Here is a 19,000-nt window from a genome sequence, read left to right on the forward strand (position 1 = left end):
AGCCGATGACCAGCGGGTGGCATGCCCCCGCTGGTCATCGGTCATTGGTCTTCGGTCATCCGCCGGCCGTCTCCCGCCGCCCGTCGTCGGCGGGGACGTCCGGTCAGTAGCCTCCGTACGGCGGCTTGGGGCCGCGCTGGACGGGAATGGTGACCCGGGCCTTCCGGGAGGAGACCGTCCGGCCGGCGTCGTTCGTACCGCGCGCGATGGCTGTGTTGGTGAGGTGACCGCGCTTCGCGTCCTCCTCCCGGAGCGTGTACGGCGGCGCGGCGCAGATCATCGTGGCCCCGGGCGCGAGCGGCTCGGGCGGGCAGGTCACCGGGCCCGCGACGGGGTCGTCGACCCGGATGTCATGGAGGGTCCCGCTGCCCGTGTTGGTGACCTTCAGCGTCCAGGTGACGATGTCGCCCGGGTCGTTGACGCCGTTGTGGTTGGTGTCGGTGACCTCGGCGGTCTTCTTCAGCTTGAGCGAGTCGCCCGGGGGCGGGGTGTGCCGGGTGACGAGGACCGCGCTGGCCGGATCCGAGGTGACCTCGGTGCCCGTGGTGGTCTCGGCGGAGGCGGTCGCGGTGTTGGTCACCTTGCCCGCCTTGGCGTCCTCCTCGGTGACCGTGTACTTCGCGGTGCAGGTCACCGACGCGCCCGGCGCCAGCGTGGTCTCCGGGCAGCTCACCGACGGCGGGGTCCCGGTACCCGAGAACGCGGTGTCGGCGACCTCCAGTCCGGTCAGGGCCGTGTCCCCGGTGTTGGTGGCCACGTAGGTGTACGTGACGTCGTCACCGGCACCGGCCTTCTTCGGGGACACCGACTTCGTCAGGCCGAGCGAGGCCACCGGCGGGCCCTCGTGGGTGACGAGGACGGCGCTCGCGGCCTCCGACGTGACCTTGGTGCCGGTGGCGGTCTCGGCGGAGGCGGTGGCTGTGTTGGTCACCTTGCCCGCCTTCACATCCTCCTCCGTGACCACGTACGTCGCCGTACACGTCACCGACGCGCCCGGGGCCAGCGTGGTCTCCGGGCAGCTCACCGACGGCGGGGTCCCAGTGCCGGAGAACTCGGTGTCCGCCACCGTCAGCCCCGTCAGGGCCGCGCCGCCGGTGTTGGTCACCGTGTACGTATAGGTGACCTCGTCGCCCGCACCGACCTTCGCCGGCGACACCGACTTCGTCAGGCCGAGGGAGGCCGGCGGCGGGCCCTCGTGGGTGATCAGGACCGCGCTCGCGGGACCCGAGGTGATCTCGGCTCCGGAGGGATCCTGGGCGGTCGCGGTCGCGGTGTTGGTCACCTCGCCCGCCTTGGCGTCCTCCTCGGTGACTGTGTACTTCGCGGTGCAGGTCACCGAGGCGCCCGGGGCGAGCGTCGTCTCCGGGCAGTCCACCACCGGCGCGGTGCCGGTGCCCGAGAACGCGGTGTCGGCGACGACCAGACCCGACAGAGCCGTCTCACCCGTGTTCGTCGCCACGTACGTGTACGTGACCTGGTCACCGGTGGTGGCCGTGTGGGGGTCGACGGTCTTGGTCAGGCTGAGCGAGGAGGCCGGCGGCTGGTGGGTGAGGAGGAGCGCGGTCGCGGCGGCCGAGTGCACCGCCGTGCCCGAGGGGTTCTGCGCGGTAGCGGTCGCGGTGTTGGTCACCTCGCCCGCCGTCACATCGGCCTCGGTGACCACATAGGTGGCCGTGCACGTCACCGACGCGCCCGGGGCCAGCGAGGTCGCCGGGCACTCGATCACCGGCGCCGTACCGGAACCGGAGAACTCCGTGTCCGTCACCGACAGACCCGACAGAGCCGTCTCACCCGTGTTCGTCGCGACATAGGTGTACGTGACCTGATCACCGAGGGTGGCCGTGGTCGGCGCGACCGACTTCGTCAGCGCGAGCGAGGACGTCGGCGGCGCGTGCGTCGTGAAGGACGCGGTCGCGGGCGCCGAACGCACCGCCACACCCGACGGATTCTCGGCCGTCGCGCCCGCGGTGTTCGTCACCTGCCCCGCCTGGACGTCGGCCTCGGTGACGACGTACGTCGCTTCGCAGGTCACGGACGCCCCGGGAGCGAGCGAGGTCGCGGGGCAGAGCACCACGGGCGCGGTTCCCGTACCCGAGAATTCGGTGTCGGCGACGACCAGGCTCGACAGAGCCGTCTCACCCGTGTTCGTCGCCACATACGTGTAGGTGACCTGATCACCGACCGTCGCCGTCTCCGGCGACACCGACTTCGTCAGAGCGAGCGACGAGGTGGGCGGCGCGTGCGTCGTGAGGAGCGCGGTCGCGGGGGCCGAGTTCACCGCCGCGCCGGACGGGTTCTCGGCCGTCGCCTGCGCGGTGTTGGTCACCTCGCCCGCCGTCACATCGGCCTCCGTGACCACGTACGTCGCCGTGCACGTCACCGAAGCTCCCGGCGCCAGGGTCGTCCCTGGGCACTCGATCACCGGCGCCGTACCGGAACCGGAGAACTCCGTGTCCGTCACCGACAGCGCCGACAGGGCCGTCTCACCCGTGTTCGTCGCCACATACGTGTACGTGACCTGATCACCCACCGTCGCCGTGCCCGGCGACACCGACTTCGTCAAGGCGAGCGAGGAGGCCGGCGGCGCGTGCGTCGTGAAGGACGCGGTCGCGGGCGCCGACTCGACTGCGGCGCCGGAGGGGTTCTGCGCGGTCGCCCTCGCGGTGTTGGTCACCTCGCCCGCCGTCACATCGGCCTCCGTGACGACGTACGTCGCCTCGCAGGTCACCGACGCACCCGGGGCCAGTGTGGTCTCCGGGCAGATCACCACCGGCGCGGTTCCCGTGCCGGAGAACTCCGTGTCGGCGACGACCAGGCTCGACAGAGCCGTCTCACCCGTGTTGGTCGCCACATAGGTGTAGGTGACCTGATCGCCGACCGTCACCGACTGCGGCGACACCGACTTCGTCAGAGCGAGCGACGAGGTGGGCGGCGCGTGCGTGGTGAGGAGGGCGGTCGCGGGGGCCGAGTTCACCGCCGCGCCGGAGGGGTTCTGCGCGGTCGCCTGCGCGGTGTTCGTCACCTCCCCTGCCGTCACATCCGCCTCGGTCACCACATAGGTGGCCGTGCAGGTGACCGACGCGTCCGGGGCGAGCGTCGTCCCCGGGCAATCGATCACCGGCGCGGTGCCGGTGCCGGAGAACTCCGTGTCCGTCACCGACAGCGCCGACAGCGCGGTCTCGCCTGTGTTCGTCGCCACATAGGTGTACGTGACCTGATCACCGACGGTCGCCGACTGCGGTGATACGGACTTCGTCAAGGCGAGCGAGGACGTCGGCGGCGCGTGCGTCGTGAAGGACGCGGTCGCGGGCTCCGACTCGACCGCGGCGCCGGAGGGGTTCTGCGCGGTGGCGTGGGCGGTGTTGGTCACCTCGCCCGCCGTCACATCGGCCTCCGTGACGACGTACGTCGCCTCGCACGTGACCGAAGCGCCCGGAGCCAGCGTCGTCGCCGGACAGATCACCACCGGCGCGGTTCCCGTGCCGGAGAACTCCGTGTCGGCGACGACCAGGCTCGACAGAGCCGTCTCACCCGTGTTGGTCGCCACATACGTGTACGTGACCTGATCACCCACCGTCGCCGTGCCCGGCGACACCGACTTCGTCAGACCCAGCGACGACGTGGGCGGCTCGTGCGTCGTGAAGACCGCGTCCGCCCCGGCCGACGTCACCACCGTTCCCGACGGGTTCTGCGCCGTCGCCACCGCCGTGTTGGTGACCTGGCCGGCCGTCACATCCGCCTCGGTCACCGCGTAGGTGGACGTACACGTCACCGACGCGCCCGGGGCGAGCGAGGTAGCCGGGCAATCGATCACCGACGGGGTGCCGGTGCCCGAGAACGCGGTGTCCGCCACCGCCAGGCTCGACAGGGCCGTCTCCCCGGTGTTCGTGGCCACATACGTGTACGTGACCTGGTCACCGACCGTGGCCGAGGTCGGCGACACCGACTTCGTCAGACCGAGCGAGGAGGCCGGCGGCGTGTGGGTCGTGAAGACCGCGTCCGCCTCGGCCGACGTCACCACCGTTCCCGACGGGTTCTGCGCCGTCGCCACCGCCGTGTTGGTCACCTGGCCCGCCGTCACATCCGCCTCCGTGACGACATACGTCGCCTCGCAGGTCACAGACGCCCCAGGCTCCAGGGTCGTCGCCGGACAGACCACCACCGGCGCGGTACCGCTCCCGGAGAACGCGGTGTCCGCCACCGACAGCGCCGACAGCGCGGTCTCGCCGGTGTTCGTGGCCACATACGTGTACGTGACCTGATCACCCACCGTCGCCGACTGCGGCGACACCGACTTCGTCAGACCGAGCGAGGAGACCGGTGGCTCGTGCGTCGTGAAGGACGCGGTCGCGGCGGGCGACTCGACCTCGGCTCCCGTGGGGTTGTCGGCGGTCGCTCGCGCCGTGTTGGTGACCTGGCCCGCCGTCACGTCGGTCGCGCTGACGACGTAGGTGGCCTCACAGGTCACCGACGCGCCGGGCGCGAGCGAGGTCGCCGGGCAGATCACGTTCGGCGGGGTGCCGGTGCCGGTGAATTCGACATCCCTGACCAGCAGGTTCGTCAGGTCCGTCTCGCCCGTGTTCGTGACCACGTAGGTGTACGTGACCTGGTCGCCGACCGTCGCCGTGGCCGGTGCCACGGTCTTCGTCAGACCGAGCGAGGAGACCGGCGGCAGATGCGTGGTCAGGGTCGCGGTCGCGGGCTCCGAGGTGACCTCCGCGCCCGCCGGGCTCTGGGCCGTGGCCGCCGCCGTGTTGGTGACCTGGCCCGCCTGCGCGTCGGCCGCGGTGACGACGTACACGGCCGTGCAGGTCACCGAGGCGCCCGGCGCGAGCGGTCCGCTGGGGCAGGACACGGACGGCGGGATGCCGGTGCCGCTGAAGGCGGTGTCGGCGACCGAGACACCTGTCAGCGTCGTCTCTCCGGTGTTGGTCACCGTGTACGTGTACGTGACGTGGTCCCCGGTGGTGGCCGTGTCGGGAGACACGCTCTTCTCCAGGGCGAGCGAGGACACCGGGGGAAGATGCGTCGTGAGCGTCGCGTCCGCCGGCTCCGATTCGACTGCGGTACCCGACGGGTTCTGCGCCGTCGCCACCGCCGTGTTGGTGACCTGGCCGGCCTGGGCGTCGGCGTCGGTGACGGTGTACGTCGCCGTGCACGTCATGGACGCGCCCGCGTCCAGCGTGGTTGCCGGGCAGGTGACGGTGGGCGGGATGCCGGTGCCGGAGAACGCGGTGTCGGCGACCGAGACACCCGTCAGGGTGGTCTCCCCGGTGTTCGTCACCTCGTACAAGTAGGTGACCTGGTCGTCCGTGGTGGCGGTGGACGGCGACACCGTCTTCGTCAGACCGAGCGACGAGGCCGGGGTGACGAGGAGGGCGGTCGCGGGCTCCGAGGCCACCTCCGCACCCGACGGGTTCTGGGCGGTGGCGGTCGCCGTGTTGGTGACCTGGCCCGCCGTCACGTCCGCCGCGGTGACCGTGTACGTCGCCGTACACGTCACGGACGCACCCGGGTTCAGTGTGGTCCCGGGGCAGTCCACCGAGGGCGGGGTCCCGGTGCCGGAGAACGCGGTATCGGCGACCACCAGGCTCGACAGCGCGGTCTCACCGGTGTTCGTCGCCACATACGTATACGTGACCTGGTCGCCCTCGTGCGCCGTGTCCGGGGACACGCTCTTCGTCAGGGCGAGCGACGAGGGGGGCGGCTCGTGGGTCGTGAAGGCCGCGCTCGCGGAACCCGACTCGATCGGGGTTCCGGTGCCGGTCAGGGCGGTGGCCGTCGCCGTGTTGGTGACCTGGCCCGCCGCCACGTCCGCCGCGGTGACGACATACGTCGCCTCACAGGCCACCGCCACGCCCGGGGCGAGGTGGGTCACCGGGCAGACCACGTCCGGCGGGGTGCCGGAGCCGCTGAACTCCGTGTCCGCGACCGTCAGATCGGTCAGGTCCGTCTCACCCGTGTTGGTCACCGTGTACGTGTACGTGACCTGGTCACCGACCGTCGCCGAGGTCGGCGACACCGACTTCGTCAGCCCGAGCGAGGAGCCGTGGGTGGTGAGGGAGGCGCTCGCGGCCGCCGAAGTCACCTCCGTACCGGCCGAGTTCCGCGCGGTGGCCGTCGCCGTGTTGGTGACGTGGCCCGGCTGTGTGTCGGCGGCGGTCACGGTGTAGGTGGCCTCGCAGGTCACCGACTGGCCCGCGTCGAGGGTGTTCTGCGGGCAGTACACGGCCGGCGGGGATCCGGTGCCGGAGAACTCGGTGTCCGTCACCACGAGGTCCGTCAGCGCCGTCTCGCCCGTGTTGGTCACCGTGTACGTATAGGTGACCTGGTCACCGACCGTCGCGCTGTCCGGCGACACCGACTTCGTCAGACCCAGCGACGAGGTGGCGATCCTGACGCTCGCGTGGTCCTCGTTCGAGGTGACTGTCTCCGCGGTGTCCGCCCGCGCGCCGGTGGCGGTCGCGGTGTTGGTGATCGTGCCCGCCGTCACGTCGGCCGGGGTCACGGTGTACGCCGCCGTGCACTCCTTCTCGTACCCGGGCGCGAGCGCCTCGACGGGGCAGGTCACGCCCGGCGGGGTGCCGCTGCCGCTGAACGCGGTGTCCTGGACGGTGACCGAGTTCAGCGTGACGCCACCCGTGTTGCGCACCGTGTAGTGGTAGGTGACCGTGTCGCCGGCGCCGGTGACCACGTCCGGGTCCACCGTCTTCTGGACGCTGAGCGAGCCGAGGGCATGGGCGTCGACGGTGACGGTGCTGATCTCGGAGTGGGTGTGCTCGCCGGCCGGGGTGTCGGCCGAGGCGACGGCGCTGTTGGTGATGCCGCCCGCGTCGAGATCGGTCTGCGTCACCTGATAGGTGCCCGTGCAGTCCGTGGAGGCGCCGGGCGCCAGCGAGGTCACGGGGCAGTTGATCTGCGGGGCCGTTCCGGTGCCGGTGAAGTGGGTCTCGATGACCGTCAGGGAGTTGAGGGTGGTCTCCCCGGTGTTGGTGACGTGGAAGGCGTACGTCACCGTCTGGCCGGCGGTGTCGACCGAGGTGGGGTCCGCCGACTTGTGCAGTTCGAGCGCGGAACCGGGGGCGCCGACCAGCGTCTGGGATGCCTCGTTGGAGTCCACCGTCTCACCGCCCACGGCCGTTGCCGCCGCGTGCGCGGTGTTGGTCACGGTGCCCTGGTCGATGTCGGCCTGGGTGAGGGTGTAGGTCGCCTGGCACACGATGACCCGGTCGGGCTGCAGGAGGGTGGGCTCCGCGGGGCAGACGATCTCGGGCGGGGCGCCGTGCCCGGTGAAGGCGGTCTCGACGATGCCGAGGCCGCTCACGCTGACGTTGCCGGTGTTGCGTACCAGGAAGCTGTACGTGACCTGACGGCCCACGGTGAAGCTGGCGCTGTCGTCCGGGCTCGCCTCCTTGATCAGACTGAGCTGCGCGGTCCGGGTCGTGGTGACGTGTGCCTGGACGTCCGCGCTGGTCACCTCGGTGCCGTTGCTCCAGGCGACGGCGTGGGCGGTGTTGTCGAAGCCGCCCTGGTCGATGTCGGGCTGGGTCACGGTGTAGGTGGCGGAGCAGTTCAGATGCTCGCCCGGGCCGATTGTGCGGTCCGAGCCGCCCGGGCAGTCGAGGATGCCGAGCTGGCCGTGGCCGGTGAAGGCCGTGTCCACGATGTCCGCGTTGGTCACCGTGGTGTTGCCGGTGTTGGTCAGGGTGAACTTGTAGGTCACCTGCGTTCCGGCGCTGTTCACGGTGCTCGGGTCGGCGGCCTTGGTGAGCGTGATCGCCGGGGTGCGGGTGGCGGTGACATGGGCCGAGGACGGCTGCGAGACCGCTTCCGTGCCGAGGGGGTCGAGTCCTCGCGCGGTGGCCGTGTTGTCGACGCCGCCCGCGTCGACGTCGGCCTGGGTCACCGTATAGGTGGCGGTGCAGTCGGTGGACGCACCGGGGTCCAGTGTGGTCTGGCCACAGGTGCTCAGCGGGGGTGTGCCGGTCCCGGAGAAGCCGTGCTCGGTGATGTTCACCCCGTGCAGCTCCGTGGGGCCGCTGTTGGTGACGTGGTACGTGTACGTCACGCTCTGCCCGGCCGCCGTGACGGTGTCGGGGGCGACGGACTTCGTCATCTCGATGTCGGGCGACGGCTGCACGGTGTACACACGTGCCGAGGCGGTCGCGCTGACCGGGTGGCCCAGGTTGTCGGCGCCTTCGACCTGGGCGTTGTTCGTGATGAGCCCGTCTTCCAGGTCCTGTTGGGTCACCGTGTGGGTCAGCGTCGCGCAGGTGGCCTCCTGCCCTGGCAGCAGTCCGCCGGCCGGCAGGTCGCAGGCGGTCGTTCCGGTCTGCTGCGAGTCGGTCAGGTCGAGGTTCTGGATCGAGGTGTCACCGGTGTTGCGCACGGTCAGGGTGTACGTGACGGTCTGGCCGACCTGGGTGGCCACCGTCGGGCTCGCGTGTTTGACCAGTTGAAGGTTGGCCGTGCCGCGAGCTCTGTTGGTCACCGTGCAGGTATAGGAGGCGCTCAGCCGGGACAGGGTGAGGGACCAGGAACCACCGCCGCCGGTCAGCGGTAGTTCGGCGCCCGTCTCGTCGTTGACGCAGTGCGCGGAGGTGTCGTACAGACCGTTGCCTGGTGGCATGCTGCCGCCGGCCGGACGGTCGGTCAGCTCGTATGTCTGGGCCGAGGCGACGTCCAGCGGGCCGCTCTCGGCACGGGTCTCGGTGCCGCTGGTGGTCACGGCGCCGACCTCGATGCCCTGGGCGTTGCGCAGGCTCGCCCGGAACTGGTCGACGGGCGCGTTGCGGCCGTCGATCTCTTTGACGACGTTGATGGTGCTCGTCGGCGCCGCCGCACACTGGGCACCGTCGCCGAAGATGGTCGCCCCGGGGCTCTGCGGGAGCTGTACGGAGACGCGGGTGGTCAGCGGGACGCGGTAGATCGCGCCGGAGGTGTAGGTGTACACGTACAGGTTGACGCCGTCGGTGAAGCTGCCGCGGGTGTCGACACCGCCGATCCCGACGGGCATCCCGGCGACCTCGCCGAGGACGGTGAAGACTCGCGTGACGGTGTTGAAGAACAGCAGGTTGGGAAGACGCTGCCCCACCATGTCCGCGATGCCGTAGAGACCGGTTCCGGCCGGCCCGGTCATATAGGTCCAGTCGCCGAGGGCGCGGTACTGGTTGCCCGGGTAGGTGACCGATCCGGTGGCCAGGGTCTGCCCGTAGGTGGGGGATCCCGGTGCCAGGTCGATCTCGGCCCAGGCGCCGGGGAGGATGTTGCCGAGGATCCACAGGTGGCCGTTGGCGTCGAAGTCACCGCTGCTGTAGCCGCTGCCGGCGACGGTGCCGACCTGGGTGGTGTTGCCGGAGCTGTCGATCCGGACGAGCAGGTTGCTGGAGGCCACGCCGTAGTAGTAGCCGTCAAGGGTGTTGAAGCCGACGGCGTCCACGGCGATCGGGGTGCCCGCCACGACGGTCCCGGCGCCGGTGGTGTAGTCGATCTGCGTGATGTCGAACGGCGCCGCGCTCGCCCCTCCTTCCTGGAAGAGGTAGCCGATCCGGGTCTCCGGGCCGCCGAGGCAGTCCCAGTCCTCCTGCGCCGCCGTCGGCGCCCCCGAGCCGACCAGCACCGTGGCCACGAGTCCCAGCACCGCCGCCCACAGCCGGAACCGCCGACGCCGTCCGGCCCCGCCGCCGGACGTCCCCTGACTTCGCGTCATCCGGGCTGTTCCTCTCGTGCTCTCGTGCGCTCGTGTACTGGTGTGCTGGTCTGCTCGCGGCTTGAGTACCGGCAACGGTGCACCAGCGGAGCGGGGATTCCGGCGGACACGACGGGGTGTACCGCGAACGCCCCGCCGCATTCCTTCGAACGGGCCATCGACGCCCGGCGCGCTCGCCCACTTCCCGGTCCCCCTGTCCGGCGCTGTCACGACACCCGGCCGCCCTGCTCGGCCGGCTCGCCCTCCGGACGGGCCGTCAGCCGGGGCCGGGACGCTTCCCGTACGACTTCATCCGCCATCAACGGAGCACGTATCAAGGTGACTTGCCCTGCTCCTTGGGGGCTGTTCCACGGCAGGGACGAGCGGGGATATCCTCTTGCGCCCGGCGGCACCCTGCAGTGGGCTGTGCCCATGAAGAAGACAAGCATCGCGGCGCTGACCGCGGCCCTCGCCGTATCTCCCCTGGCGGCAGCCGGCGCGGGGGCCTCCGCTCAGCGCGCCTCGGCCGCCGGCACCCCGGGCGGTCTCGCGAACCGGGCCGGGCCGGCGCGGGTGCGCGGGGTGGACCTGGACACGGTCACCATCCCCGAACTGCAACGGCACATGGAGCGCGGCTCCCTGACCTCGTCGGAGCTGACACGGGCGTATCTGCGGCGCATCGAGGCCGTCGACCCGGCCATCGGCGCGGTGCTGCGGGTCAGTCCGACCGCCCTGGACCAGGCCGCCGCCAGTGACGCCCGGCACCGGCTCGGCAAGGCCCGCGGCCCCCTCGACGGCATCCCGGTCCTGCTGAAGGACAACATCGACACCCATGACATGCCGACGGCGGCCGGATCGCTGGCGCTGGCGGGCACTCCGCCGAAGAAAGACGCCGAACTGGCCGCGAGGCTGCGCGCGGCGGGCGCGGTGATCCTCGGCAAGACCAATCTGTCCGAGTGGGCCAACTTCCGTGCGGAGAAGCCGACTTCCGGATGGTCGGCGGTGGGTGGGCAGACGAACAACCCGTACGTCCTGGACCGTAACCCGTGTGGATCGTCCGCCGGTTCGGCTGCGGCGCTCGCCGCGTCGCTGGCGCAGGTGGCGATCGGCACGGAGACGGACGGGTCCATCGTGTGCCCGGCCGGGATGACGGGGGTCGTCGGGCACAAGCCGAGCCTGGGCCTGGTGAGCGGGGACGGCGTCGTCCCGATCTCCGCCGAGCAGGACACGGCCGGGCCGATGGCGCGCAACGTCGTCGACGCGGCGCTCACCCTCTCGGTGCTCAGCGGCCGGGACCTCGCGGGCGCCGGCGACGGCGCGGGCCTCGCGGACGCGGCGGCGCGCCCCGGCGGTCTGCGGGACAAGCGGATCGGTCTGTGGCGGCTGCCCTCGCTCGGCGCGGAGGTGGACGCTTTGATGCTCCGGACGGCGGAGCGGCTGCGGGCCGCCGGCGCCGAGGTCGTCGAGGTGACGCCGCCGTATCAGGAGCGGCTGGACGAGCTGGAATTCCCGGCTCTGCTGAGTGAGTTCCACCGGGACATCGACGCGTATCTGGCGCGGCGCGCCGGCCCCCGAGACCGGCCGCGCGATCTCGCCGGGCTGATCGAGTTCAACCGTACGCATCCGGCCGAGCGGACCTGCTTCGCCGGTCAGGAGCTGTTCGAACAGGCCCTGGCCGCGCCGCCGACCACGGACCCGGGCTACCGGGCGATGCGCGCCGAGCTGAAGGATCTGTCGCGGCGCTCCATCGACGAGACCATGGCCGCCCACCACCTGGACGCCATCGCGGCCCCGGCGAACCCGCCCGCCTGGACGACCGACTGCGCGCGGGGCGACAACGACGTGATCCCGTCCTCCACCCCGGCCGCCGTCGCCGGGTACCCCTCGCTGTCGGTGCCCGCCGGGTTCGTGGGCGAGCTGCCGGTGGGTCTGCTGCTGATGGCGGGCGACCGGGAGGACGGCGCCCTGCTGTCGCTGGGCGCGGCGGTGGAGCGGCGACTGGGCGCGTGGCGCGCCCCGCGCTATCTGCCCACGATCGGGCAGTGATCGCCGACGCCCCCCGGCGAGACGGGCCCCGCCGGCCCTGAGCCCCTTCCCTGACTCCTCGCGCCGCCCCCTCCCCGTCCCGGGAGGGGGCGGCGGCGGGCCGGCACCCCGCTCACGCTCATCTGAGCGGCGCCACTCACATCAGGTCACAATCGGATCTCGACCATCCGTTTCCCCTTGCCTCACCTCCATGTAATCGATTCCAATCCTTCATGTCGGTCATGGAAACGATTCCACGACCGATACGTGCGAACGGACTCACAAGGAGGTGTTTCCGGCGATGGCGAGCATCAAGGACGTCGCCGCCGCGGCGGGCGTATCCGTCGCCACGGTGTCGCGTGTCCTGAACGACCACCCGTCGGTCAGCGTCGACGCGCGCACCCGGGTGCGGGCCGCGGTCGAGACGCTGGGCTACCGGCCGAACGTCGTCGCCCGTTCCCTGCGCACCCACGAGACCCGCACGCTCGGCCTGGTGATCAGCGATGTGGTGAACCCGTACTTCGCGCACCTGGCCCGGTCGGTCGAGGAAGAGGCCCGCGAGCTGGGCTACAGCGTGATCATCGGCAACGCCGACGAGAAGCCCGACCTCCAGGACCACCACGTACGCACCCTGCTGGACCGGCGGATCGACGGCCTGCTCGTCTCCCCCACCGACGGCGGCTCCCCGCTCATGCTGAACGCCGCCGCCACCGGCACCCCCATGGTCTTCGTCGACCGCTGGATCGCCGGCGTCGACGTCCCCGTCGTACGCGCCGACGGCCGCGCCGCCATCCACGACCTCGTCGCCCATCTGCACGGTCTCGGCCACCGGCGCCTCGCGATCATCGCGGGCCCGGCGGCGACCACCACCGGCAGCGAGCGCGTGGAGTCCTTCCGCGCGGCGATGAGCGAGTACGGACTGCCGCTGCCCGACGCGTACATCGGACAGGGCGACTTCCAGGCCGAGAGCGGGCGCCGGGCCACCGAGCGCTTCCTCGACCTGGCCGAGCCGCCCGAGGTGGTGTTCGCCGCCGACAACCTGATGGCACTCGGCGCGCTGGACGCCATCCGCGCGCGCGGCCTGCGGATCCCCGACGACATCGCGCTCGCCGCGTTCGACGACATCCCCTGGTTCGTACACACCGATCCGGCGATCACCGTGATCTCCCAGCCGACCGCCGAGCTCGGGCGGGCCGCCGTCCGCGCGCTCGTCGACCGCGTCGAAGGACGGGCCGCCCGGTCCGTCACCCTCCCCGCCCGTCTCGTCGTACGCCGCTCGTGCGGCGAGTCCGGTGAGCCGTCCACCGCTGCGCAGACCCCCACCGCGCAGCCCTTCCCCCCGCAAAGGAGCATGTCGTGAGCAACCCGGACGAGTTGCTGCGCATCGAAGGAATACGCAAGACCTTTCCCGGCGTGGTGGCGCTCGACAGCGTCGACTTCGACCTGCGCCGCGGCGAGGTACACGTGCTGCTCGGTGAGAACGGCGCGGGCAAGAGCACGCTCATCAAGATGCTCTCCGGCGCCTACCGCCCCGACTCCGGGCGGATCACGGTCGGAGGCGAGGAGGTGCGCATCCAGGGTGCGCAGGACTCCGAGCGCCTCGGGATCGCGACGATCTACCAGGAGTTCAACCTCGTTCCCGACCTGACCGTCGCCGAGAACATCTTCCTGGGCCGCCAGCCCCGCCGTTTCGGCTTCATCGACCGCAAGAAGATGAACACCGAGGCCGCCGAGCTGCTCGCCCGGGTCGGTGTGGACGTCGATCCGCGCACCCTCGTACGCGAACTGGGTATCGCCCGGCTCCAGATGGTCGAGATCGCCAAGGCGCTCAGCCTGGACGCCCGGGTGCTGATCATGGACGAGCCCACCGCCGTCCTGACCACCGAAGAGGTCGAAAAGCTCTTCCGGATCGTGCGCAAGCTGCGTGAGGACGGCGTCGGCATCGTCTTCATCACGCACCACCTGGAGGAGATCGCCGCCCTCGGCGACCGTGTCACCGTCCTGCGCGACGGCCGCAGCATCGACCAGGTGCCGGCGAGCACCCCCGAGGGCGAGCTGGTACGGCTCATGGTCGGCCGCAGCATCGAGCAGCAGTACCCGCGCGAGCGCGGGGACGCCGGGAAGCCGCTCCTCAAGGTCGAGGGCCTCACCCGGTCCGGGACCTTCCACGACATCGGCTTCGAGGTACGGGCGGGCGAGGTCGTCGGCCTCGCCGGGCTCGTCGGCGCCGGCCGCACCGAGGTGGTCCGCGCGCTGTTCGGCGCCGACCCCTACGACTCCGGCACCGTCGAGGTGCAGGGCCGTCCGCTGCGTCCGTACGACGTCAACGCCGCCGTGGACGCCGGGATCGGCCTCGTGCCCGAGGACCGCAAGGGCCAGGGCCTGGTGCTCGACGCGACCGTGCAGGAGAACCTCGGCCTGGTCACGCTGGGCCGCGCGAGCCGCGCCGGTTTCGTCGACCGGGCCGGCCAGCGCCGGGCCGCCGACAAGATCGCCCGGCAGCTGAAGGTCCGGATGGCCGGACTGCACCAGCACGTCGGCACCCTGTCCGGCGGCAACCAGCAGAAGGTCGTCATCGGCAAGTGGCTGCTCGCCGAGACCAAGGTGCTGATTCTCGACGAGCCGACCCGAGGCATCGACGTCGGCGCCAAGGTCGAGATCTACCAGCTGATCAACGAGCTGACCGCCTCCGGTCACGCCGTTTTGATGATCTCCAGCGACCTCCCCGAGGTCCTGGGAATGAGCGACCGCGTCCTGGTCATGTCCCAGGGCCGGATCGCGGGCGAACTCGCCGCGCGGGACGCGACGCAGGACTCCGTCATGGCGCTGGCCGTCAGCGCCCCCGCTACAACGAACACCGCAGTAAAGGATGTGGAGGGCTCCCGTGGCCACTGACACGCTCAACACCAGCAAGGCCACGGGCAAGGCGACCGCCCTGCGCCGGCTGCTCCTCGACAACGGAGCTCTCACCGCCCTGATCGTCCTGGCCGTGGCCATGTCGTTCCTGTCGGGGGACTTCCTCTCCACCCAGAACCTGCTGAACGTCGGCGTCCAGGCGGCCGTCACCGCGATCCTGGCCTTCGGTGTCACCTTCGTGATCGTCTCGGCCGGCATCGACCTGTCGGTCGGTTCGGTCGCCGCGCTCTCGGCCACCGTCCTCGCCTACACGGCCACCACCATGGGCCTGCCGGTCTGGATCTCGGTCCTGCTCGCCATCGCCACCGGCATCGGCTGTGGTCTGGTCAGCGGCGCGCTGATCTCGTTCGGCAAGCTGCCCCCGTTCATCGCGACCCTCGCCATGCTGTCGATCGGCCGCGGTCTCGCCCTGGTCATCTCGCAGGGCAGCCCGATCGCCTTCCCCGACTCGGTCTCCCAGCTGGGCGCCACCCTCGGCGGCTGGCTGCCGGTGCCGGTCCTGGTGATGATCGCCATGGGCGTGATCACCGCCGTGGTGCTGAACCGTACGTACATCGGCCGCACCATGTACGCGATCGGCGGCAACGAGGAGGCGGCCCGCCTCTCCGGTATCCGCGTCAAGCGCCAGAAGATCATCATCTACGCCCTGGCCGGCGGATTCGCCGCCATCGCGGGCATCGTCCTCGCCTCCCGGCTCTCCTCGGCGCAGCCGCAGGCCGCGTACGGCTACGAGCTGGACGCCATCGCCGCGGTCGTGATCGGCGGCGCCAGCCTCTCCGGCGGCGTCGGCAAGGCGTCGGGCACGCTCATCGGCGCGCTGATCCTCGCGGTGCTGCGCAACGGCCTCAACCTGCTCTCGGTCTCGGCCTTCTGGCAGCAGGTCGTCATCGGTGTCGTCATCGCGCTCGCCGTCCTCGTGGACACGCTGCGCCGCCGCGCCTGACGCCAGGCCCCGTCCGACGCCTGGCCGCGTGTGATGCCCGGCCGCGTCCGACGCCGGGGGCTGTCCGGTCCTGATCCGCCGTCACAGCCCCCGGCCCCCTTCTTCTTCCCTCGTCACGTCCCACCGCGGAAAACCAGCCGCACCCCACCCGCAAGGAGAGAACCATGCGTACCAAGCACCTCTCGATCGCCGTCGCCGCCGTCGCCACGCTGGCCCTGACGACCACGGCCTGCAACTCCGGCTCCGACTCCGACGCCATGAAGGTGGGCCTGTCGGTCTCCACCCTGAACAACCCGTTCTTCGTGCAGCTGCAGGAAGGCGCCGAGGCCGAGGCGAAGAAGGAGGGCGTCTCCCTCACCGTCACCGACGCCCAGAACGACGCCTCGCAGCAGGCCAACCAGATCCAGAACTTCACCAGCCAGAACGTGAAGTCGATCATCGTCAACCCGGTGGACTCCGACGCCGCGGGCCCGTCTGTCAAGGCGGCCAACAAGGCGAAGATCCCGGTCATCGCCGCGGACCGCACCGTCAACAAGGCCTCGGTCGCCACCACCGTCGCCTCCGACAACGTCGAGGGCGGCATGCTCGCCGCCAAGACGCTCGCCGAGTCCCTCGGCGGCAAGGGCACCATCCTGGTCCTCCAGGGCGTCACCGGCACCTCCGCCGCCAACGAGCGCGGCAAGGGCTTCACCGAGGGTCTGAAGGCCTACCCGGGTATCAAGGTCGTCGCCTCGCAGCCGGCCGACTTCGACCGCACCAAGGGTCTGGACGTCACCACCAACCTGCTCCAGGCCCACCCGGACGTGAAGGGCATCTTCGCGCAGAACGACGAGATGGCGCTCGGCGCGATCAAGGCCCTGGGCAAGAAGGCCGGCAAGTCCGTCACGGTCGTCGGCTTCGACGGCACCCCGGATGGTCTGGTCGCGGTCGAGGACGGCACGCTGCTCGCCTCCATCGCGCAGCAGCCGAAGCTGCTCGGCAAGCTGGCCGTCGAGAACGCCGTCAAGGCCGCCAAGGGCGAGAAGATCGACGCCACGGTGAAGGTCCCGGTCAAGGTCGTCACCAAGGAGAACCTGGCCGAGTTCAACGGCTGATCCGATATCTGACCGGCTCGTCACGGCCGCGGGTGGACACGTCACACGCGACGCGTCCGCCCGCGGCCGTGGCACCGGTTCGACACCGCTGAGGGAATCGGCGGGACGCGCGGAAGTCGCGCGGTCCGCGGGGATCCACAGGCATCCGTAGGGAGACAGTTCATGTACGACTACGACCTCCTGGTCGTGGGATCGGCCAACGCCGACCTGGTGATCGGGGTGGAGCGACGGCCCGCCGCCGGGGAGACCGTGCTCGGCTCCGACCTGGTCGTCCACCCGGGCGGCAAGGGCGCGAACCAGGCCGTGGCCGCCGCGCGCCTCGGGGCCCGTACGGCGCTGCTGGCGCGGGTCGGCGACGACGCGCACGGCCGCATGCTGCTGGACACGCAGGCGAAGGCCGGCGTCGACAGCACGGGAGTCCTGGTCGGCGGTGCGCCCACCGGCGTCGCGCTGATCACCGTGGACCCCTCCGGGGACAACAGCATCGTGGTGTCACCGGGCGCCAACGGCCGGCTGACCCCCGAGGACGTCCGGGGCGCGGCCGGTCTGCTGCGCGCCTCCCGGGTGGTCTCCACGCAGCTGGAGATCCCGCTGGAGACGGTCGCGGAGATCGTACGGAACCTGCCGGACGGCACCCGCTTCGTACTGAACCCCTCGCCGCCCGTCCCGCTGTCCGCCGAGATCCTCGCGGCGTGCGACCCGCTGATCGTCAACGAGCACGAGGCGCGGGTCCTCACCGGCGGCGAACTGGACGGCTCGCCCGAGGACTGGGCGAAGGCCCTCCTCGCCCTCGGCCCGCGTTCGGTCGTGGTGACCCTGGGCGAGCGCGGCGCGCTCGTCGCCACCGGCGGCCAGGACCGCGTCGAGACGGCCCGGGTGCCGTCGGTGAAGGTCGACGCGGTCGACACGACCGGCGCGGGCGACGCGTTCACCGCGGCGCTGGGCTGGAAGCTGGGTACGGGCTCGTCGCTTGCCGAGGCGGCGGCGTACGCGGCCCGGGTGGGCGCGGCGGCCGTGACGCGGCCCGGCGCCCAGGAGTCCTACCCGACCGCCGAGGAGGTCGCGGCGCTGTGAAGAAGACCGGAATACTCAATCGCCATCTCGCGGGCGCGCTCGCCGAGCTGGGGCACGGCGACGGCGTCCTGGTGTGCGACGCCGGGATGCCGATCCCGGCGGGCCCGCGCGTGGTGGACCTGGCGTTCCTCGCCGGAGTGCCGTCGTTCGCCGAGGTTCTCGACGGGCTTCTCGGCGAGCTGGCCGTGGAAGGCGCGACCGCCGCGGAGGAGATCCGCGAGGCGAACCCCGAGGCGTCCGCGCTTCTCGACGGCCGCTTCCCTGACCTCACTCTGGTCTCGCACGAGCGGCTGAAGGAAATGACGGCGGGCGCCCGCCTGGTGGTGCGTACGGGCGAGGCCCGGCCGTACGCGAACGTGCTGCTGCGCTGCGGCGTCTTCTTCTGACGGGTCGCGGCCAGGGTCTGTCACCCGAGCCCTCGCCCAAGCCCGTGGCCCGGTCTTTTGGACCGGGCCACGGGCTTTCGGGCTTTTACGGGGGCTTTGCGGGGGTGCTCGCGGTTCCGGGGGCCTTCCCAGGCCGCGGGGTACGGGTCCGGGATCAGGCGAAGTCCTCGAAGACCCCTTCCCAGAAACCCGAGTCGGCCACGGACCCGTCACACTCGCTCATGCGGGCACGCAGCGCGGCGACGGCGGCCGTCCGCTCGGTGTCGTCGTCCGACTCCAGCGCGGGGCCCGCCTCCGCGACGAGAGCGAGGAGGACGGCCAGGCCGGGCAGGGAGTCGGCGGCCGGACCCTGCCAACCCTCGCCGTGGTCCCAGCCGTTGGGGTCGTAGTGGGTGATGCCGCCGAGCGCCGCGTCGAGCATCAGGTGCTGGTCGTACCAAGTGGCCACGGTGAGGGCGAAGTTGACCGGCGGGGAGTCGTCGTCGGGGTACCGCTTCCCGTAGATCTCGTCGGCGTCGAGCGGGGCCGGCGCGTCCTCGTCCCGCAGGAACGTCGTGTCGATGCCCACCGCTTCGAGGTGGACCGCGGGGAAGCCGACCGTCAGGAGGAATTCCCGCGACTCGGCGTCGGTCAGTTCAGCCGGCAGGGCGGCCTCGTCCGGTCGCCAGAGCGAGCCCTCGCCCAGCCGTTCCTCCAGCCAGGCGGCGTCCGGTACCGACGGAACGTCGTTCTTCTTCACTGCGCGGTCCCCGTGTTCGAAAGTCGTGTCCGCACCGCCGGGCGATCTTCTCCCGTACGGCCGGGCGGCGCGGCCGTACGGCCGGACACCCGGCGCGCACCCTACGGGACCCGGACGCGCGCCGATCGCCCGGGG

At 71.3% G+C, this 19,000-nt stretch carries 7 protein-coding genes and 1 pseudogene; 6 read left to right on the forward strand and 2 right to left on the reverse strand.

The annotated features are described in order from the left end of the window. Window positions 1-103: 103 nt before the first annotated feature. Complete coding sequence (locus ACGFRB_RS21520; RefSeq protein WP_393245011.1) at window positions 104-9,709, reverse strand: hypothetical protein; 9,606 nt, start codon at window positions 9,707-9,709, stop codon at window positions 104-106. Between the two features lie 411 nt (window positions 9,710-10,120). Between ACGFRB_RS21520 and ACGFRB_RS21525 the strand changes: the two genes are divergently transcribed. The 6 genes and pseudogenes from ACGFRB_RS21525 (at window position 10,121) to rbsD (ending at window position 18,126) form a co-directional block, all read left to right on the forward strand. After that, on the forward strand, window positions 10,121-11,734 hold the full coding sequence (locus ACGFRB_RS21525; protein WP_393245013.1) for an amidase family protein: 1,614 nt from the start codon (window positions 10,121-10,123) through the stop codon (window positions 11,732-11,734). A gap of 280 nt (window positions 11,735-12,014) precedes the next feature. Continuing rightward, on the forward strand, window positions 12,015-13,073 hold the full coding sequence (locus ACGFRB_RS21530) for a LacI family DNA-binding transcriptional regulator (protein ID WP_393245014.1): 1,059 nt from the start codon (window positions 12,015-12,017) through the stop codon (window positions 13,071-13,073). Beyond that, window positions 13,070-14,608 (forward strand): sugar ABC transporter ATP-binding protein, encoded by a 1,539-nt coding sequence (locus ACGFRB_RS21535; RefSeq protein WP_393245016.1) that lies wholly within the window; start codon window positions 13,070-13,072, stop codon window positions 14,606-14,608. The genes ACGFRB_RS21530 and ACGFRB_RS21535 overlap by 4 nt, the downstream gene beginning before the upstream one ends. Next, a pseudogene (locus ACGFRB_RS21540) lies at window positions 14,598-16,666 on the forward strand (substrate-binding domain-containing protein). The gene ACGFRB_RS21535 and the pseudogene ACGFRB_RS21540 overlap by 11 nt, the downstream one beginning before the upstream one ends. A 162-nt stretch (window positions 16,667-16,828) precedes the next feature. Further along, the gene (locus ACGFRB_RS21545; RefSeq protein WP_393245018.1) at window positions 16,829-17,740 is read left to right on the forward strand and encodes a ribokinase; all 912 of its coding nucleotides are present in this window, start codon (window positions 16,829-16,831) and stop codon (window positions 17,738-17,740) included. After that, window positions 17,737-18,126, forward strand: coding sequence for a D-ribose pyranase (gene rbsD / locus ACGFRB_RS21550; RefSeq protein ID WP_363006150.1), 390 nt, complete (start codon window positions 17,737-17,739; stop codon window positions 18,124-18,126). Before ACGFRB_RS21545 ends, rbsD begins: the two co-directional genes overlap by 4 nt. Window positions 18,127-18,280: 154 nt before the next feature. Here rbsD and ACGFRB_RS21555 read toward each other — a convergent pair whose 3' ends face one another. After that, window positions 18,281-18,865, reverse strand: a complete 585-nt coding sequence (locus ACGFRB_RS21555; RefSeq protein WP_363006148.1) for an SUKH-4 family immunity protein — start codon at window positions 18,863-18,865, stop codon at window positions 18,281-18,283. Window positions 18,866-19,000 lie beyond the last annotated feature (135 nt).

This window comes from Streptomyces sp. NPDC048718, from assembly GCF_043198875.1.
Lineage (GTDB): Bacteria > Actinomycetota > Actinomycetes > Streptomycetales > Streptomycetaceae > Streptomyces.

What these genes read in the sequence shown, in the direction of transcription:
- ACGFRB_RS21520 (WP_393245011.1), bottom strand. Translation starts at nt 9,709, where the DNA reads ATGACGCGAAGTCAGGGGACGTCCGGCGGCGGGGCCGGACGGCGTCGG.
- ACGFRB_RS21525 (WP_393245013.1), top strand. Translation starts at nt 10,121, where the DNA reads ATGAAGAAGACAAGCATCGCGGCGCTGACCGCGGCCCTCGCCGTATCT.
- ACGFRB_RS21530 (WP_393245014.1), top strand. Translation starts at nt 12,015, where the DNA reads ATGGCGAGCATCAAGGACGTCGCCGCCGCGGCGGGCGTATCCGTCGCC.
- ACGFRB_RS21545 (WP_393245018.1), top strand. Translation starts at nt 16,829, where the DNA reads ATGTACGACTACGACCTCCTGGTCGTGGGATCGGCCAACGCCGACCTG.